15 protein-coding genes are annotated in these 17,163 nt (G+C 66.9%); 6 read left to right on the top strand and 9 right to left on the bottom strand.

Annotated elements, in window-relative coordinates; genetic code table 11:
- Window positions 1–187 precede the first annotated feature (187 nt).
- A complete protein-coding gene (locus tag AC1DKN_RS14215; protein ID WP_476871624.1) occupies window positions 188–1,087 on the top strand; it encodes a GNAT family N-acetyltransferase in 900 nt (299 codons plus the stop codon).
- Between the two features lie 109 nt (window positions 1,088–1,196).
- Window positions 1,197–1,748, top strand: coding sequence for an N-acetyltransferase family protein (locus AC1DKN_RS14210; protein WP_476850019.1), 552 nt, complete (start codon window positions 1,197–1,199; stop codon window positions 1,746–1,748).
- A gap of 45 nt (window positions 1,749–1,793) precedes the next feature.
- Here the strand turns inward: AC1DKN_RS14210 and efeB are convergent, their stop codons facing one another.
- Window positions 1,794–3,206, bottom strand: a complete 1,413-nt coding sequence (gene efeB / locus AC1DKN_RS14205; protein WP_476871623.1) for an iron uptake transporter deferrochelatase/peroxidase subunit — start codon at window positions 3,204–3,206, stop codon at window positions 1,794–1,796.
- Window positions 3,203–4,123 carry an iron uptake system protein EfeO gene (gene efeO, locus AC1DKN_RS14200; protein ID WP_476871622.1) on the bottom strand — a complete coding sequence of 307 codons (921 nt, stop codon included), beginning with the start codon at window positions 4,121–4,123 and terminating at the stop codon, window positions 3,203–3,205. The genes efeB and efeO overlap by 4 nt, the downstream gene beginning before the upstream one ends.
- 229 nt (window positions 4,124–4,352) lie before the next feature.
- On the opposite strand from efeO, the gene AC1DKN_RS14195 reads away from it, so the two are divergent.
- Complete coding sequence (locus AC1DKN_RS14195) at window positions 4,353–6,911, top strand: AMP-binding protein (RefSeq protein ID WP_476871621.1); 2,559 nt, start codon at window positions 4,353–4,355, stop codon at window positions 6,909–6,911.
- A 32-nt stretch (window positions 6,912–6,943) separates the two neighbouring features.
- Window positions 6,944–7,432 (top strand): hypothetical protein, encoded by a 489-nt coding sequence (locus AC1DKN_RS14190; protein WP_476850015.1) that lies wholly within the window; start codon window positions 6,944–6,946, stop codon window positions 7,430–7,432.
- Here the strand turns inward: AC1DKN_RS14190 and AC1DKN_RS14185 are convergent.
- Window positions 7,422–8,711, bottom strand: coding sequence for a cytochrome P450 (locus AC1DKN_RS14185; protein WP_476850014.1), 1,290 nt, complete (start codon window positions 8,709–8,711; stop codon window positions 7,422–7,424). The two genes, AC1DKN_RS14190 and AC1DKN_RS14185, sit on opposite strands and share 11 nt — an antisense overlap.
- 54 nt (window positions 8,712–8,765) lie before the next feature.
- Window positions 8,766–10,397 carry an FAD-dependent oxidoreductase gene (locus AC1DKN_RS14180; RefSeq protein WP_476871620.1) on the bottom strand — a complete coding sequence of 544 codons (1,632 nt, stop codon included), beginning with the start codon at window positions 10,395–10,397 and terminating at the stop codon, window positions 8,766–8,768.
- Between the two features lie 292 nt (window positions 10,398–10,689).
- Here AC1DKN_RS14180 and AC1DKN_RS14175 point away from each other — a divergent pair, with 292 nt between their 5' ends.
- Window positions 10,690–11,478, top strand: a complete 789-nt coding sequence (locus tag AC1DKN_RS14175; RefSeq protein ID WP_476871619.1) for a GNAT family N-acetyltransferase — start codon at window positions 10,690–10,692, stop codon at window positions 11,476–11,478.
- 28 nt (window positions 11,479–11,506) lie between these two features.
- On the opposite strand, the gene AC1DKN_RS14170 is transcribed toward AC1DKN_RS14175, so the two are convergent.
- Complete coding sequence (locus AC1DKN_RS14170; protein WP_476871618.1) at window positions 11,507–12,949, bottom strand: AAA family ATPase; 1,443 nt, start codon at window positions 12,947–12,949, stop codon at window positions 11,507–11,509.
- A gap of 56 nt (window positions 12,950–13,005) precedes the next feature.
- The gene (locus tag AC1DKN_RS14165; RefSeq protein ID WP_476871617.1) at window positions 13,006–13,764 is read right to left on the bottom strand and encodes a VOC family protein; all 759 of its coding nucleotides are present in this window, start codon (window positions 13,762–13,764) and stop codon (window positions 13,006–13,008) included.
- A gap of 207 nt (window positions 13,765–13,971) precedes the next feature.
- Between AC1DKN_RS14165 and AC1DKN_RS14160 the strand changes: the two genes are divergently transcribed.
- On the top strand, window positions 13,972–14,283 hold the full coding sequence (locus tag AC1DKN_RS14160; RefSeq protein WP_476871616.1) for a hypothetical protein: 312 nt from the start codon (window positions 13,972–13,974) through the stop codon (window positions 14,281–14,283).
- 507 nt (window positions 14,284–14,790) lie between these two features.
- On the opposite strand, the gene AC1DKN_RS14155 is transcribed toward AC1DKN_RS14160, so the two are convergent.
- The 3 genes from AC1DKN_RS14155 to AC1DKN_RS14145 form a co-directional block, all read right to left on the bottom strand.
- Window positions 14,791–15,291, bottom strand: a complete 501-nt coding sequence (locus AC1DKN_RS14155) for a DinB family protein (protein WP_476871615.1) — start codon at window positions 15,289–15,291, stop codon at window positions 14,791–14,793.
- Between the two features lie 67 nt (window positions 15,292–15,358).
- Window positions 15,359–16,021, bottom strand: coding sequence for an MBL fold metallo-hydrolase (locus tag AC1DKN_RS14150; RefSeq protein ID WP_476871614.1), 663 nt, complete (start codon window positions 16,019–16,021; stop codon window positions 15,359–15,361).
- Window positions 16,018–17,103: an S-(hydroxymethyl)mycothiol dehydrogenase gene (locus AC1DKN_RS14145; RefSeq protein WP_476849334.1), complete on the bottom strand. Its 1,086-nt coding sequence runs from the start codon at window positions 17,101–17,103 to the stop codon at window positions 16,018–16,020. Before AC1DKN_RS14145 ends, AC1DKN_RS14150 begins: the two co-directional genes overlap by 4 nt.
- Window positions 17,104–17,163: the final 60 nt, after the last annotated feature.

Here is a 17,163-nt window from a genome sequence, read left to right as displayed (position 1 = left end):
GAGGGATTTGACCTCATCGCGATCGGGGGAGAGGCATACAGGGTGTGAGTGCAGGCTACCGCGCCAAAGGAATCGGCCGAAAGCCTCTGTTCCTGTTTCCAACCGGTCGCTGGGTGGGATAGCACCTGTTTCCTTGTTCGAAGATGCCGTCCGGAAGCCGCAGCTTTGAAACGAATAGACTGCCAGGATGCTGACCGGACAAGCAAAAAATCTGGTGATCAATCCGGCGACAGCCGCTGATGCGGATCACTTCGCAGCCGACGCGCCATGGGCCAGAGCCGATGAATGGCGTCCCGGGGGATCATCGCTGGTGGCAAAGTTCGGTGCAGAGCCAGTGGGGATCGCTGTCTCAGCCACCAACCGCGTCCATCCAACTCGGGACACGGTCAACGTTTTCGTGCGTGAGCAATACCGGCGGCAGGGTATCGGTTCGGCACTGGTGAAATCCATTCAAAGGCGTCGTTGGATGCCACTGTCCGTCAAAGCCCATCCGGGCACGGTTGCGCACGAGTTTTACAGATCGCTGGGAGCTGTGCGCTATCAAATGTGTCCGCCCGAGCAGATCGATACCGCGAGTATTGAAGTGCTCCGATGGGCAAACGAAAACCGCTGTGGCGGCATCCTCACAGGAGATCGAATAGCTCTGGATCAACTGAATGAAGCATGGACGGAAATGTATGAAATCGTGCACGCGCCATGGTCACCTACTGGGTCGCGCGCGACACTCCTCGCTGAATTCCGCCCCATGATCCAGAAAGAACTGGACCGGTCCCGAAGCGTATTCGTCGTCAGGAATGACCGGATTGCTGCGGCGTGCTTTGTCTTCGGTACTGACCGGGATCCGGAAGTGGAGGCAATATGCGAATTCCTGGACCAGGCCAACCGCTTGGCGCGTCTCGACGTCGCCGCCTGCATGGCAGAAGTTCTGGTGAGCGCCGGCGGTACCCCAGTCCTGTTTGACGGACACATCACCGACCCACACTTCTTTCCGATTCTCCAACTAATTCCGGGTGTTTCGGGCCGGGCTCTGGAACTCCTCGAAATTCCAAGGAATCGGGTCTCGCCGCAGGAGTCGTTCGTGCTGTGATGTCTGCGTGGCTCCTCGCCGCAGCCAGCGTCCTCGTCATCGGCTACCTTGCCCGCCGCCTCGCGCGCGCCGCCCGGCACCGGTGACCGCAGTTGATAGATTCTGGACCATGACCACTCCGGACATCAGTGTCAGGGCAGCAACCGTGCACGACGCCGCACGGCTGGCCGAGATCCACATCGCGGCCTGGCGGGCCACTTACCGCGGCGTCATGACCGATGAGTACCTGGACGGTCTCGACGTCGACCGCGCGGCATCCGCCTGGCGCCGAAACATCCTTGAACCCAGGCAAGGGACCATTCACCTCGTCGTCCAAAGCGCCGATGCGGTTGCCGGGTTCGCCATCCTCGGCCCTGCTGCCGGCGACCCGGACCCGGGAACCGGTCAGCTCCACGCGATCAACGTGCATCCGGACTGCTGGGCGCAGGGCGTAGGTTCCGTCCTGTTCGCGGCCGCGGAACAACAGCTGATCGAACTCGGCTATGACCGGGCATTTCTCTGGGTTGAGAAAGGCAACGATCGGGCTATCAGCTTCTACACCAACCGCCGTTGGCTCGACGACGGAGGGACCCTGGAAGATACGAGATTCGATCCGGCTGTGGCCGAGAAGCGCCACAGCCGGGTCCTCCCGCCCGGAACGGTCCCGTCTGCCACGCAGTGAGCTCTTCGGCTCCCGGGCGGCTGCCCGCAGCGGTGACTGCCGCCATCATGCGAAGAGACCTTCGCCGATGAAGCCTCCCGCCCGGATGCCCGGCGGAACCGCGAACAGGCCCGAGCCGGTGTGCTTGAGGTATTCCAGGGCCAGTGTGTCCTCCTTCGCCATGGCCAGCTGCATGGGCACATAGTGGGTCCTGGGGTCCGTGACGAACGCGATGAAGAACAGTCCGGCGTCGAGGTGCCCCAGGCCGTCCGAGCCGTCGGTGTAGTTGTAGCCGCGCCGGAGCATCTTGACGCCGTCGTTCTGGCTCGAGTGCGCGAGCCTGACGTGGGCGTCCAGCGGGATCAGTGGTTCCCCGCCGCGCCCCTGGAGCTCGAAGTCGGGGGCGGTGAATTCCTCGCCGCCGGAGAGCGGGGCCCCGGCGCCCTTGGTGCGCCCGATCAGCGCTTCCTGTTCCCGCAGCGACGTGCGGTCCCAGATTTCGATGTGCATCCGGATCCGGCGCGCCACGAGGTACGTGCCGCCGGCCATCCAGCCCTCTTCCGGGCGCGTTCCCTGGCCTGCCCACACGTGCTCCCCAAGCAGGGCGGTGTCCTCGGCTTTGAGGTTGTTGGTGCCGTCCTTGAAGCCGAAGAGGTTCCGCGGGGTGGCCTGTGACCTCGACGTGGAGGACGTCCGCCCGAAGCCGAGTTGGGACCAGCGGACGCGCGACTGCCCGAAGCCGATGCGGGCAAGGTTGCGGATCGCGTGGACGGCCACCTGGGGGTCGTTGGCGCAGGCCTGCACCACGATGTCGCCGCCGGTGCGTCCCGGCTGGAGGTCGTCGCCTGGGAAGTGCGGCAGGTCGATCAGTGCGTCCGGGCGGCGCCCCTCGAGTCCGAAGCGGGCCTTGCCGTCCTTCTCGAACAGGCCGGGGCCGAACCCGAAGGTGAGGGTGAGTCTGCCGGCGCCGAGGTCCAGGGCCTCACCCGTGTCCTCGGGCGGGGCGTCGTAGGGGCCATCGACGGCCCCGCTGCTGCCCGTGCTGCGCCCCTCGGTCATCGCCACGGCGGCGGCCGTCCAGTTTTTCAGAAGCCGGATGAGCTCTGCACGGTCCTCCGTGACGAGGTCGAAGGCTGCAATGTGAAGGCGGTCCTGGGCCGGCGTGACGATGCCGGCCTGCCGGTCACCGTGGAAGGCGATGATGTCGCCGGGCTCTGCCACGGGGGCGGCCGCGGCCTCGACGGCGTCGTGACTGAGGAAGCCAACCGCCAGGCCGGCGACGGCGCCCGCGCCGCCGGCTCCTGCCAGGGACAGGAGCCCGCGGCGGGACAGCCGGCCCTTTCCCGAACCGGGGGCTGCGGGCGGCGCGGGCATGGCGGCGGCTCCCGGTGGCTTGGCTGGTTCCGGTGCGCTAGCTGATTCGGGGGCGCCGCCGTCGGGGGTCTGGCGGGGGCTGCCGCCGAAGGGGCAGCCGGTCACGGGGCTATTGCCGAAGCGAGCTTGGCCAAGGGCTCGCCCAGGGCATCAACCAGGGAGGCGAGTTGCTGCACCTGGGCCTGGCTGAGGTCGTTGTAGTAGACGAAGCCTGCGCCGGTGGAATGCTGCTTGAGCCCGGCCTGCAAGGCGGCGAACTTGGCCTCGAGCGCTTCGGCCAGGGCCGGGTCCTTCTGCTGCAGCGCAGGCAACAGGCTCTCGAAGGCGGTCCGGGCTCCGTCAACGTTGGCCTGGAAGTCCCAGAGATCGGTGTGGGACCAGATTTCTTCCTCCCCGGTAACTTTGCCGGTGGCCATCTCGTCCAGGAGTTCCTTGGCGCCGTTGCCGATCTTGTCCGCGGAGAGTTCCACGGTGCGGGTCCGCTGGGCCAGGTCCTCGGTGTCGGCAACAAGCTGCGTGGCGATGGCGGCACGCTCCGTCGGTGCGAGGGGAGTGTAGCCGGCCGGCGGGAACAAGTCCTTCTCGGCCCGGTGCCAGCCGGTCCATTCCTGGCCGGGTGCGAGGTCGGCTTCACGGGCGTCGAGCTTGGGGTCCAGGTCCCCGAACGACTCGGCGACCGGCTCGATACGCTCCCAGTGCATGCGCGTGGCGGCATAGAGTCCGCGGGCCTTCGTCGCATACCCGGCGGCGTAAGCCGCCGCGAATGACCTCGTGCCGGTAACCAGCTGATCGGTCTGATCCACGACGAAAGCGGAGTATTGCCGGGTGCCGGTGTCCAACAGGCCCTGAAGATGGGCGTCGACGCCGGTACTGCTCGTGACCTGGATGGGTCCGGCGGCGCCCGGGTCCTTTGGGTTGCCCATACAGCCGGCCAGGGCCAACGGAACTGCGGTTGCCGCGGCCAACAGGGCAAGCGTCTTCCGGAACCGGGGGGCGTTTTTGGGCAGGGGGATGCTGGGCATGGTGTTTCCTTGGATCGGTGGGGTGGAGCAGTGCGGTGCGGTGCGGTGCGGTGCGGTGCGGGGGAGGGGAGGCAGGGGTACGGGACCGAGTGGGCTTCCCCGGCAACATTGCCGATGCAATCCCGACTTAGGTACACCTAAGTAAGGAGGATACCGATTCGCGGCGATTACGCAAACCTTTCGTACCCTAATTTGGATTAGGTAAGCCTAATCTAATGACATCGTCCGGGTGACCACGCAGCTTGACTTCATGCGGGTGCCCTTTGCCGCCGATCTTGCGAGCTACGGGGACAGCCCAGCCATCCTTACCGACACCCTGGCAATGACGTACCGGGAGCTGGCGGAGCGGGTCGATGCCTTCGCCCTCCGGCTTGGCACCACACGGCGCCTCGTGGCGCTCGCCGCAGCCAACGACCTCGACTCTCTGGTGGTCTATCTGGCGGCCCTGGCCGGCGGCCACCCGCTGATCCTCCTGCCGGAGGACAAGCCGGCCGCCCTGGAATCCCTCGTCGCGGCCTACGACCCCGACGTCGTTGTCCAACCCGGCAACGGGCAGCTGCTGCTGGACGAACGCCGGACCGGCACCCGCCACGAGCTTCACCCGGACCTCGCGCTCCTGCTCAGCACCTCCGGATCCACCGGCTCGCCCAAGCTCGTGCGGCTCTCGCATGCGAACCTGCAGTCCAACGCCGCGTCGATTTCCGAGTACCTGAACATCGGGCCCGACGACCGCGCGGCCACGACGCTGCCCATGTCCTACTGCTATGGGCTGTCCGTGATCAACAGCCACCTGCTCCGCGGCGCCGGACTGGTCCTGACCGATCTTTCCGTGGTCGATCCGTGCTTCTGGGACCTCTTCCGAGGCCGCGGGGCGACGTCTTTCGCGGCCGTTCCGTACACCTTTGAACTGCTGGAACGGACCGGGTTCGCGGACATGGATCTGCCCGGCCTGCGCTGCGTCACCCAGGCCGGGGGCCGGCTGGCGCCGGATTCGGTGCGGAACTACGCCGAACTGGGCCGCCGAAATGGCTGGGAATTTTTCGTGATGTACGGCCAGACCGAGGCGACGGCCCGGATGGCGTACCTGCCTCCGGAGCTGGCGGCCGAGGTGCCGGGCGCGGTGGGCGTCCCGGTGCCCGGCGGCTCGTTCCGGATCGACCCCGTGCCGGGGCTGGAACACGGCGAACTGGTCTACAGCGGCGCCAACGTCATGCTTGGCTACGCCGAATGCCCGGCGGACCTTGCCGCAGGCCGGACCGTTGCGGAGCTCCGCACCGGCGACCTCGCCAGGCTGCACCCGGCGGGCGTCTACGAAGTGGTGGGCCGGCGCAGCCGGTTCGTCAAGATCGTGGGGCTGCGCGTTGACCTGGGGCAGGTGGAGCGGCTCCTGGCGGATCTCGGTGTGCGGGCGGCCAGCGCCGGGACGGACGACGGAGTCGTCGTCGCTGTTGAAGGCGACCACGACGCGCACCTGCTGGGCAAGGTCCTCGCCCAGGGCATGGGGCTGCCGCGAGCCGCCCTTGAGGTGCACGCCGTCGACCATCTCCCGCGCCTGGCAACGGGCAAGCTCGACTACAGGGGCGTCCTGGCCCTGTGCGGGCCGAAACCCGGGCCGGCACCCGCCCCCGCAGCGGAAACCGGCGCGCCGGACAATAGTCCTCCGGACAGCGTCCGGGGGATCTTGCAGGACGTGCTGGAGTGCGCCGACATCGCGGACAGCGACACGTTCGTGTCCCTGGGCGGGGACTCGCTCTCTTATGTGGCCGCGTCGGTGCGGCTGGAACAGGCGCTGGGCCATCTCCCGCGGGACTGGCACGTGACGCCGGTCCGGGATCTGGAGCCCCGGCCGCGCACTGCACCGGGCCGGACGCGTCGTCGCTTCTTTGCGCCGGTCGAGACGAGCATTGTGCTGCGGGCCGTCGGGATCGTCCTGATCGTGAGCACACATGTCGGTCTGTTCAGCTGGCAGGGTGCGGCCCACGTGCTCATGGCCGTGGCCGGTTGCAACTTCGCCCGCTTCCAGCTCTCCGGGAAGCGGGTCCCGCGGCTGCGGCGGCAGCTGTCCAGCGTGGCAAGAATCGTCGTGCCGAGCATGGCGTTCATCGCGGTGGCGTACCTGATCACCGACAACTACTCTCCCACCAATATCGTGCTGCTCAATGCCGTCCTCGGGCCGGAGGGGGTGAGCACCCAGTGGCATTTCTGGTTCATCGAAGTTCTTGTTTACCTGCTTGTGGGGTCCGTGGCACTGCTTGCCGTTCCGTGGGCGGACCGCGCCGAGCGGCGCTTCCCCCTGCTCTTTCCGCTGGCGCTGACCGGCGTGGGGCTCCTGACCCGGTATGAGCTGGTGAACCCCGGGGTGCCGCACACGGCGCCTGCTCTCTGGCTCTTCGCGCTGGGTTGGGCTATCGCACGGTCCCGGACCTTCGCCCAGCGTTGCCTGGTCTCTGTCGTTGCAGCAGTGACCGTTCCGGGATTCTTCGAGAACCCCGGCCGGGAGGCCACGCTACTCGCCGGGATCCTGCTGCTCATCTGGCTGCCCAGCATTCCGGTGCCGAAGGTCCTCCGCCGCCTCTTGGTGGTGCTCGCCAGCGCCTCCCTCTACGCGTACCTGGTCCACTGGGTGGTCTATCCGCCGCTGGCCGGGATCAGCCCTGCCTTGGCCGTGGCAGGCTCGCTGGCCGCGGGCGTGGCCTACTGGGCGCTCTGCCTGCGCTTGATGGGGGCGGTCAACCGCCGGCGGGCAGGCGCAGGCAACGATCCGGGTACGAATTCAGCACAACAGTAGGCGCCGACTGCTGTACCAGCGACACTGACGGCATGGTTTTCTGTCTGAAAGACAGCGGGCGGCGCTCCGCGATCCGTGCCACGGTTGGCGCATTGGTGCTGGCTGCCTCGATCTCGGGGTGCTCGTCCTCCACCGGTGGGGAACCGCCGTGTTTCCCGCCCGCCTATTCGCTGACCCCGTCGGAAGCCAAACCGGGGCAGAGCGTGACGGTGGCAGCGCCGGACGCTGACTGCAATCCCCGCTACGGCAAGAACGCCCGTATCCAGGTGAGCGTCACCGACGCCACAGGCGTGGAGGTTGTCAACACCACCACCGCCATGAACGACGCCGGGGGGTTCACCTATACGTTTGTCGTTCCCGCCCGGACAGCTGTGGGGGATGCCGCCGTAACCGCGGTGCCCTACAACATTGACTGGTGCGATGACACCGGCAGGAACAACCGCGTGGCGGGCGCTGGCGACCTACGACTGGAACGGGTGTCCTGTGTGTTGCCCATGAAACCTCTAACCGTCACCCGCTGAAGTGCATTTTCCGGGCGACTGCCGGCAAGGGCTTACCCGGGGCGAGGACGCCGTCGATGTCTACCGGGAGGTGGGAGGGGCCGCGCAGGAACGGGCTCGGCCGGTACGGCGGTGGGTCCGAGACCAGCCGCGGGTTCTCCAGCCTGGTGGCGAATTCAGTGAGTGCGATCTGCGCTTCCAGCCGGGCCAGGGGCGCCCCGAAGCACAGATGAACCCCGCCCCCAAAACCGAGGTGCTGGTTGTTGGCCCGGTCAGGGATGAAGAGCCCGGGGTCAGCCACATGGGCGGGGTCGCGGTTGCCCGCAGCAAGGACCAGGGTGAGGGAGGCGCCGGCCGGGATGGTGGTGCCGGCGATGTCGATGTCGTCGAGGGCGGTGCGGAACGGGACGAAATGCACGGGCGGCTCGTAGCGGAGCAGTTCCTCGACCATCGGGATGGCCAGGCCGGGGTCAGCGCGCAGCCTCTGGAGCTCGGCCGGGTGGCGGAGTAACGTCAGTACGCCGTTGGAGATGAGGTTCACGGTGGTTTCATGTCCGGCGATGAGCAGGAGAAGCCCGGTGCTCACCAGTTGTTCGTCCGGCATGCGGCCCTCCGGGCCATCGTCGGTGGCCATCGCTGAAAGCAGGTCAGTCCCCGGGGCCTGCCGGTGGGCGTCGACCAGCTCTTGCATGAACGCTCGCAGTTCCGTGCCGGCTTCAATCCTCTTCTTTTGCTGGGTTTCGGGATCGAGTCCGGGATCGGTCGATTGCAGGGCCAGGTCCACCCAGACCCGGAAGCGCTGTTCATCTCCCGGGGGCACACCGAGAAGTTCGCAGATCACCGTGACGGGCAGGGGATACGCCAGATCATCGACGACGTCGATCCGGCCGCGGTCCGACATATTGTCGACCAGATCGGTGACAATTTCCGCCATCCGCGCCTCCATCCCGGCCACCCGGCCAGGCGTCGTGGGCGGCCCGAAATGCCGCATGGTGATCCGCCGGAACTTGTCGTGATCAGGGGGATCCATGCTGAGGAAAGTCGGCGTCATGCCGGCGCCGTCCCCGTCCCCGTCCTCACCGACGGCGGCGCCCGCCGCGGCGGCAGCCGGGTTGCGGGTTATGTCGGAGCTGACCCGTGGATCGTGCAACAGGGCGGCGATCTCCGCGTAGGTGCTCACGAGATAGCTGCCGTCCGGAAGTCGTCTCACGGGGGTTTTGCGGAGTTCGTCGTAGAACGGGTAGGGGTTAGCCCGGTTGGTGTAGTCGAGGATCTGCTCCCAGGTGCTGGGCTCGGCCATGGCGAAGGCTCCTTGGGTCGTGGGCCGGTGGCTGCCGGTCTCCGGTGCGGCGCTTTACGGGAGGCGGCGGTCAGTCAATCTGGCGCGCCGCTCATTGGGATAGTGACCGGTCACGACGACGGTCGCATCCTGGGTGGGGCTGGCGGCGGGCTGGAACCCGGCCGGTACGGGCTGCGCATCCTCGGGCTCGTCAATATGGTGGAACGACGGCGGGAAGGGCGCCGCCTGGTCAATCAGCGGTTCATAGAAGTCAAGCCATTTGTTCTGGTTGAACGCCACTGCAGCCACGATCCGGCCCTTGTAGCCGTAAACGGCCAGGAACCGCCGAGATCCGACCGATCCTTGCACGATGGCGACCTCATCGGCGACCGAGGGCACACCCACGCTCTTGATTTCGGTGCCGAACTGGACGGACCAGAATTTGGGCACAGCCAGGTGCGGCCACCGTTCGGTTTCGCCGCTGACCATATTGTGCGCTGCAACCTCGGCCTGGGAGATCGCGTTGCCCCAGTGTTCGACGGCGAGGAACTGGTAGCCGAACATCGGCTGCGGGGCGCGGGATACGTCGCCGGCGACGAAGACGTCATCGGTGACCAGCCCGTTGACGTCGAATGCCCGGCAGCCGGCGTCGCACGCGACACCCCACACGCCGCTCGCCAATCCGGAGCCTGCGAGCCAATCACCGTTACGAACGGTCCCCAGCGCGGCGACCGCGATGTCCACGTCAAGTGTTGTGCCATCGGAGAGGCGGGCGCGGCGCAGCTGTCCGCCGGCATCGCCTTCCAGTGCAACGACCCTGACGCCGCAGCGCAGATCCACGCCGTTCTCGATCTGAAGCTCTCCGGCAATTGCACCGATCACGCTGCCGAGCGCCGCGCCGAGCGGTGCCGGGCCCGCCTCCGCCACGGTGACCGGCAGGCCAAGTTCGCGGCACACCGAAGCGACTTCGCAGCCGATGAACCCGGCGCCAATGACCAGGACCCGGCGAGGGCGCGCGGCCAGGAGCTGCCGAAGCGTTGCCGCGTCCTCGCGGGTCCGCAAGGTCAGCACGCCTGCCAGCGCCGCCTCCGCCGCGTTTGGCCAGGACCGGGCCCGCACCCCAGTGGCGATCAACAACTTGTCGAATCCGATCCGGCCACCGTCGGCGAGATGCACCTGCCTGGCGGCGAGATCCAGACCCGTGGCCGCGACGCCCAGACGCCAGTCGGCGTCGATTGCCCGGCGGCGCGGCAGCGACGTGTCATCGGACGGCACCGACCCGGCCAGGACCTGTTTCGACAGCGGCGGCCGGTCATACGGCTCGTGCGCTTCCTCACCAATGAGAGTCAGCGAGCCCGTGAACCCTTCCTCGCGCAGCCGCTCCGCCGCACGGAGCCCGGTCAGTGACGTGCCCACGATGACAATCCTGCCGGATCGAAGGAACGCGCCCCCGTTGCCCCTTGCGGCAGCGGCCGTTCCCGGGGCGTCTTCGGGAGGCCGCGGCCTGTGCGGCTCCTCAAGCTGGTCGAGCCGGATGGCCTGGACGGGGCAGGCCGCGGCTGCCCGCCGGATTCTCGTGCGCTGCGCCTCGTCAGGGTCCGGGTCGTAGGTAAGTGCCTCGTCCCCCTGGATCGTGAAGACCTCCGGGGCGAGGAAGGCGCATTGTGCGTAACCCTGACACTTAGTGAGATCGACGACGAGCCTCATGCCGAACTTCTCCCTGTTTGCTCAAGCCAATCGAGTCTAAGCCTCGCGGGCTGGCCGCGGAAGAGGCCTGCGGCCGGGTACGACGAGGCTGCGGAGGCCCTCCAGAGCGGAGCGTGGGGGATCTTGCGGCGGAGGCGGACCTTCGCCACGTGGCCGCGCTGGGGGCGGCGGCAGGAGTGCAGGTGACACTTAGCCATCGCTCCGGCCGGGTTGCCCCTCGGTGAGGGAACTTGAGCGCCGGGTGTCCTATGTCCTGTATCCGGCGTCCGGCGTGGCTGTAGGGTGGACGCCGATGACTCTTTCTGAAGAACTTCTTGTGGCGTACGACCAGCAACTCCGAACAGCTGCAGAGACGCCCGGTGCCAGCGGCGTGGAACGGCTGGGTCCGCTGCGGCTGGTGACCTTCGCAGGCGGCAGGGGCTTCGTGACCTATCAGAACCTCGATGGGGCCAATGCCCTGACGATCGCGCAGTGGGTAGCCGAAGCGCTCGCGTTTTACCGCAGCGATCCCGCAATCGTGCGGGTCGAGTGGAAAACCCGTGGTCACGATCATGCGCCCGGACTCCACGGGGCACTGCTCGACAACGGATTTGAGCCTGATGAGACCGAGTCGATCATGATCGGACCGGCAAACGCCTTGACGGTGGACGTCCAGCTCCCGCCCGGCGTCAGCCTGCGGCCGGTGAGCGCAGAACGGGACATCCGCGCCATGAGCGCGATGCAGGACGAGGTTTTCGGCGTTGACGTCTCCGACGGCAACGCCGACGCAATCCTGAAACGCATGGCGCGCGACGACGGCATGGAACTGTGGGTAGCCGAACACGAAGGACTGATCGTGAGCGCTGGCCGCCTCGAGCCGGTGCCGGATACGGAATTCGCGGGCATCTGGGGCGGGGCGACGCGACCAGAATGGCGTGGTCAGGGTATCTACCGGGCGCTCACCGCCGCCCGGGCCCGGGCCGCGCTGACGCTCGGCAAGAGACTCATCCACAGTGACTCGACTGAATATTCGCGACCGATCCTGGAACGCTATGGATTGCTGCGAGTCTCAACGACCACCCCGTACCGCTGGCGGCGCTGAGGGCCCAAGCGCAGTGGCGCGGTTAGTCCTAGCCCCCGGGATGGAAGGCCGCCGGCGGTCCGGGGAACGGTCCGCCCATGCCCTCAGAGCCGTCTCCGGTGCCGCTGCCGAGAAGGCTTCGGGTGAGCGCGGCGCTGTCGGCCATCAGGTCATCCACAGCCTTCTGAAGATGATGGTCCGCCACCGGCACGCCGTCCAATGCGCCGGCAACGACCGCACGGCGGACGAGTTCGCGTGCGAACGAAGCGGTGGTTCCTTCGGTGCGGGCGGCGGCGTCTTCAATCGAGTTCGGACTGAGGGGAATACCGCGGGCATACAGTTTGATCAGTGCAACCCGCTCCGCCTGGGCTGGCATGGGAATTTCCACGGCCAGGTCCACACGGCCGGGACGCTGTGCCAGGGCGCGTTCCAGCATGTCCACGCGGTTGGTGGTGAGGACGAACGCCACGTCGGCATCGCTGGCCAAACCGTCCATGGCGTCCAGCACCTCGAATAGCAGCGGCTGGGGTCCGTGCCCGAAGCTGCGGTCCTCGGCGATGAGGTCGCAGTCCTCGAGGACCACGATGGAGGGCTGCAGCGCCCTGGCCATGGTGGCGGCTTCTGAGATCCTGGCGAGCGATCCTCCCGAAAGAAGGATTGCTGTGACACCTTCGCTCCGGCTCAACAAATACCGCACCGTATGGGTCTTGCCCGTCCCCGGCCTGCCGTAGAGCAGGACGCCGCGTTTGAGGTGCTGGCCGTACCTGATCAGAGACTCGCGGTGCTCGGCGATACCTAAGGCGTGGTCCGACACTTTCTCCAGCAGACCATCCGGCAGGATGACATCCGACGCGGCAAGGACTGGCCGTGCATGGAACGTCACCCCGGCCGCGCTGGGACCATACTCACCCATCACCAGGGAAATGACCTGTCCCTTGAGCACGCTGCGGTGCTGCATCCGACGGCGGAACTCCGAGAGGAAGCGTGCGGCCTTATCTGTAGCGCCGGCCAAAACCTCAAGGGACGCTAACTGCCGGCCGTACCGGGGGTTGGCGTCCCGCTGCAGCACGGCGATGGGACTGCCTCCATGGCTGAACAGCCAGAGCCCCAGTGCCACGGCCTGCCGTTGTTCGTTCGGCCCGACAGCTAAGTTGGCGTAGTCCGGCTGGGACAGGGGGAACTGCGGATATAGCTGGGACTGCTGCAGCATGTCGCTCAGCGAGTGATGGTGGCGTTGGTCGCCGCCGCCGATGCCCACGAGCCGGAACTCAGGATCCTCGGCGGCGAGCTCTTCCATGAGGATGTCTGCGTCCACGAATCGGTGCGGCGGAATCTCCTCAACCACTACTGACACTGATTCGGCCCGGACCGCCAAATGCTCGGTGAGCGTAGTCAGCAGCTGGGTTCCCGGTTGCCCCCGACGCTGGCCGGACTGCGCGAGCTCCACGAGCCGCGCGAAATCGTCGATGAACTTCCCCAAAATTTCATCCATGGGCTGACCCTACCAGCGCCGCCAATCGGTGTGGCGCTCATGCTCTCCAGCAAGCGTCAGCCGGTGGTTGCGCTGACCGCGATGGTGCCGCCCTGGGGGTCCCTGATCACGGCGCTGCGATATCCCGGCGTGTCCATGGGCGCCATCAAGATGCTGCCACCCAGTGTTACGGCCTGCCGGGCAATGGCGTCCGCGTCGCGGACGGCGAAATTGACGCTCCAATGCGGCGGGACCGCGACGCCGTCCGTGGCTGCCACCACCGCCACTACCCGGCCGGAGCGGAGCCACCGCGAGAAGGGGGCGTCCGGGACGGGTTCGAGTTCCCAGTCGAACATTGCACCGTAGAACGCCTGGGCCCGCCCGACATCTGTGGTGTGCAGCGAGCTCATGGCCCAGGAATTCGGCTCATTGGCCAGCTGGGCGCCGTCGTTCCCTCCTGCCCGCCGCAGGCAGAACGGGATGCCGGTGGCATCGGCGAGCATAGCAATACGGTCATCCGGGCCGGCACCAAACGGCGCCAGGCGCTTGCCCCCCGCCCGCTCGGCACGAGCCAAGGCTTCCCCGACGTTGACGACACGCACGTGGGTGATCCACCCCGGCGGCGATTGCGGCGGCGCCTGTCCGATTCCGGCAACCAGTTGACCGCGGAGGCGGGCGGCGTAGTAGAAGCCGTCGAGCCCGGGCGGCATCGGAATGGGGTCGTCGAAAGTCCACCCGAAGAGCGGACCGTAGAAGTCCTTGGCCGCCTGGGGGTCGGGCTGCCAGGTGTCGACCCAGCACGGAGCGCCGACTGAGGAGGTATCCCGCGCTGTCATTGAAACCCTTTCTCCGGGGCCAGTTACGCCGCGAACATTGTTTCCCAAGACCGCGGAGTGGATCAAGACCCAACTGCGATTCCGGCGAGGCAAACTGCCGAATCCTCCATGACCGAGGGGAAAATACCGTCGCTCGGGAAACCTGGCACCTGTGCGGTAGGCTCGCCAACATATTTCTGGCCAATTGGGGGAACCATGAATAAAGGAATGAAAACTGGAATTGCAGCCGTGGCGCTCACGCCACTTCTCGCGCTGGGGCTGTCCGCCGCATTCGGAGCATCGAAATCCGGTCCTGCTGGCACGGCAGTTGATGCCTCGGATCATCCCGAGTGCTACAACGAGGCCAGGCTGAACGATCCGAATGACTTCTGCTACCGAACGATGGGACCGTGGAACAGCACCCGGTCCTCGGACGAGGAAGTCCGGAGCATGATGTCCGTTGAGCGAATGGTGAGGGCCGGCAAGACCGTTCAAGAGATCCAGCGTTACTACCCGGAATACGCCCCGTCCACGAAATGACGGCCAGCGCATCGGCCGGTTGACCTCATCCGCATCCCACATCTTTCCGGACTGTAGAGACGGTGAGCCGCGGATTACGGGGATGCCGGCCCAAAAAGCCGCAGGTTAATTGTTACTCTCTTTTCCTTTTGTGCGGCAAATGCAATTGATATTCTGATTTTGGTCATGCAGAGGCTGCTAACTTCGTTGCGGGAGTTCCTATCTCATGGCCATCAAAGTCGTTGTCGCCGGCAGTGCCGTCGCCCCGTTCACGGCGTTCGCCTTGAGATCGGACACGACATCCGGCCGGCCCGGTTCCTTGCGCGCCCCCGCTTTGCTGTGTGAGCTGGCCGGGGCGCGATTACGCCGCCGGCACGCGGAACCAGAGCCGGAACCCGGGCTTCCCTAGACCAGCGCGGATGCGGCCCTGTGAAAACCAATCGGGGGTGGCCGCATCCGCGCTCACCCGCACCCATGGTGCAATGCGGGTCTTCTGGTTTAGAACCTTGACACGGGCGGCCGGTGCCGTCAGGTGCGCGCAGCGAGGATCTGCTCGCGCAGAATATCCGCGTGGCCGCAGTGCTGGGCGAGTTCCCTGAGCATGTGCAGGTAGACCCACCGCAGCGGCAGCGGGCCGCGCCGGTTGCCTCTGACAAGGTCGTCAAGGCCGAGCGAAGCGGCCCGACGCCGTGAGTCCCCGCAGGCCTGGAGGTAGGCGGCCTGGAGGCCCGCGATGGTGTCGTCGTCCGCCAGGATGAACGATTCGTCGGGGGTGGCCGGAATGCCGATCACCGCCCGGGGCCGGCACGTGATGGCCTCGTCAAACCAGACCTTCTCCACGAAGGCGGCGTGCTTGACCAGCCCCAGAAGGGTGGTCCGCGACGGCACCAGCGAGGCCCGGGCCTCCTCTTCGGTGAGCCCGTCCAGGCAGGCGTGCAGGTCCGCACGATGCTCGTCGAGGAATGCATCGAACTGGGTACGCAGGTCCGCGGCCAGTGTTGCCGGATCCATGCTGGGGTGAGAGCTCATGGCCCCACATCCTATGGCGGAAAAGCCCGGTCCGGAAGCAGTGGACCGGGCCTTTCCGCGGACGCGGTCAGTGGCCGCGGGCGATCCATTCCTCAAGGTGCGGCGCTTCGGTGCCGATCGTTGTGGGTTCCCCGTGGCCGGTCCGGACCGTCGTGTCGGCCGGGAGCGGCAGGAGCCGGGTCCGGATGGACTCGATGATGGTCGGGAAATCGCTGAAGGATCGGCCCGTCGCCCCGGGGCCACCCTGGAACAGCGTGTCCCCGCTGAACACTGTTTTTTCGCTAAGCACGGTGCCTTCGCTTTCGAGAAGGAAGCACACGGACCCGGGCGAGTGGCCGGGGGTGTGCCGTGCCACGAGTCTTGCCCCTGCGACGTCGAACGTGTCGCCGTCGGCAATGGCGTGGTCCGGCTCGGTGCCGGGGAACACCCGCTCCCACAGCATCCAGTCGTCCCGGTGCAGGTACACCGGCGCGTTCACGAGAGTCCGGACCTCGCCCACGGCGCTGATGTGGTCATCGTGGCCGTGCGTGAGCAGGATTGCGGTGACCTTCCGGCCCGAGACGGCCGCGGCCACGGCAGCGGGATCGTGGGCCGGGTCGATGATGACGCATTCGGCGTCGTCCCCGAGGATCCAGACGTTGTTCTCAACATCCCAGGTGCCGCCGTCGAGGGAAAACGTCCCGGAGGTGACCAGCCGGTCGATCCGGATGCTCACATGGCCGGCGTTCACAGCTCCACCACCGAGCGCAGCACAGCGCCGGCATGCATCTTCGTGAAGGCCTCCTCGATCTGGTCGATCGTGATCCGCTCCGTCACGAAGGCGTCCAGGTCCAGCTTGCCCTGCCGGTAGAGGCTGATGAGTGTGGGGAAGTCGCGCGAAGGCAGGCAGTCGCCGTACCAGGAGGACTTCAGGGAGCCGCCGCGCCCGAACACATCCAGCAGCGGCAGTTCCAGGGTCATCTCGGGGCTCGGCACACCCACCAGGACCACCGTGCCGGCGAGGTCCCGGGCGTAGAAGGCCTGCTTGTATGTTTCCGGGCGGCCGACGGCGTCGATCACCACATCGGCGCCGAAACCACCGGTCAGTTCGCGGATTGCTTCGACGGGGTCGACGGCGGAGGAGTCCACCGTGTGGGTGGCGCCGAGGTCCTTGGCGCGCTGGAGCTTTTTGGCGTCGATGTCGACGGCGATCACGGTGGTGGCGCCGGCGAGCGCCGCGCCGGCGACGGCCGCCGTGCCGACTCCGCCGCAGCCGATCACGGCGACCGAATCGCCGCGCTGGACGTTTCCGGTGTTGATCGCCGCGCCGATGCCTGCCATGACGCCGCAGCCGAGCAGGCCGACGGCGGCGGGATCGGCGTCGTCGTCCACCTTGGTGCACTGGCCGGCCGCTACGAGGGTCTTTTCGGCGAAGGCACCGATGCCCAGCGCGGCCGTCAGCTCGGTGCCGTCCTCCAGCGTCATTTTCTGGGTGGCGTTGTGGGTATTGAAGCAGTACTGCGGCTGGCCCCGGCGGCAGGCCCGGCACTCGCCGCAGACGGCCCGCCAGTTCAGCACCACGCGGTCCCCGGGGGCGACCTCGGTGACGTCCGGTCCCACGGCACTGACAACGCCGGTGGCCTCGTGGCCGAGCAGGAAGGGGAAGTCGTCGTTGATGGCGCCCTGCTTGTAGTGCAGATCGGTGTGGCAGACACCGCAGGTGAGGATGTCCACGAGGGCCTCGCCGGGGCCCGGGTCCGGCACCAGGATCGTCTCCAGGGTGACGTCGGCATTCTTGGAACGGACTACTGCGGCTTTGACTTTATGGACCATGAAACAAGCTCCTCTGTTCTGGAACGCGGATTGCTGGCACAACTTACTGGTTACTGGCAC

This window comes from Arthrobacter sp. 01N444, assembly GCF_056399305.1.
This window is presented reverse-complemented; position numbering and strand designations above follow the sequence as displayed.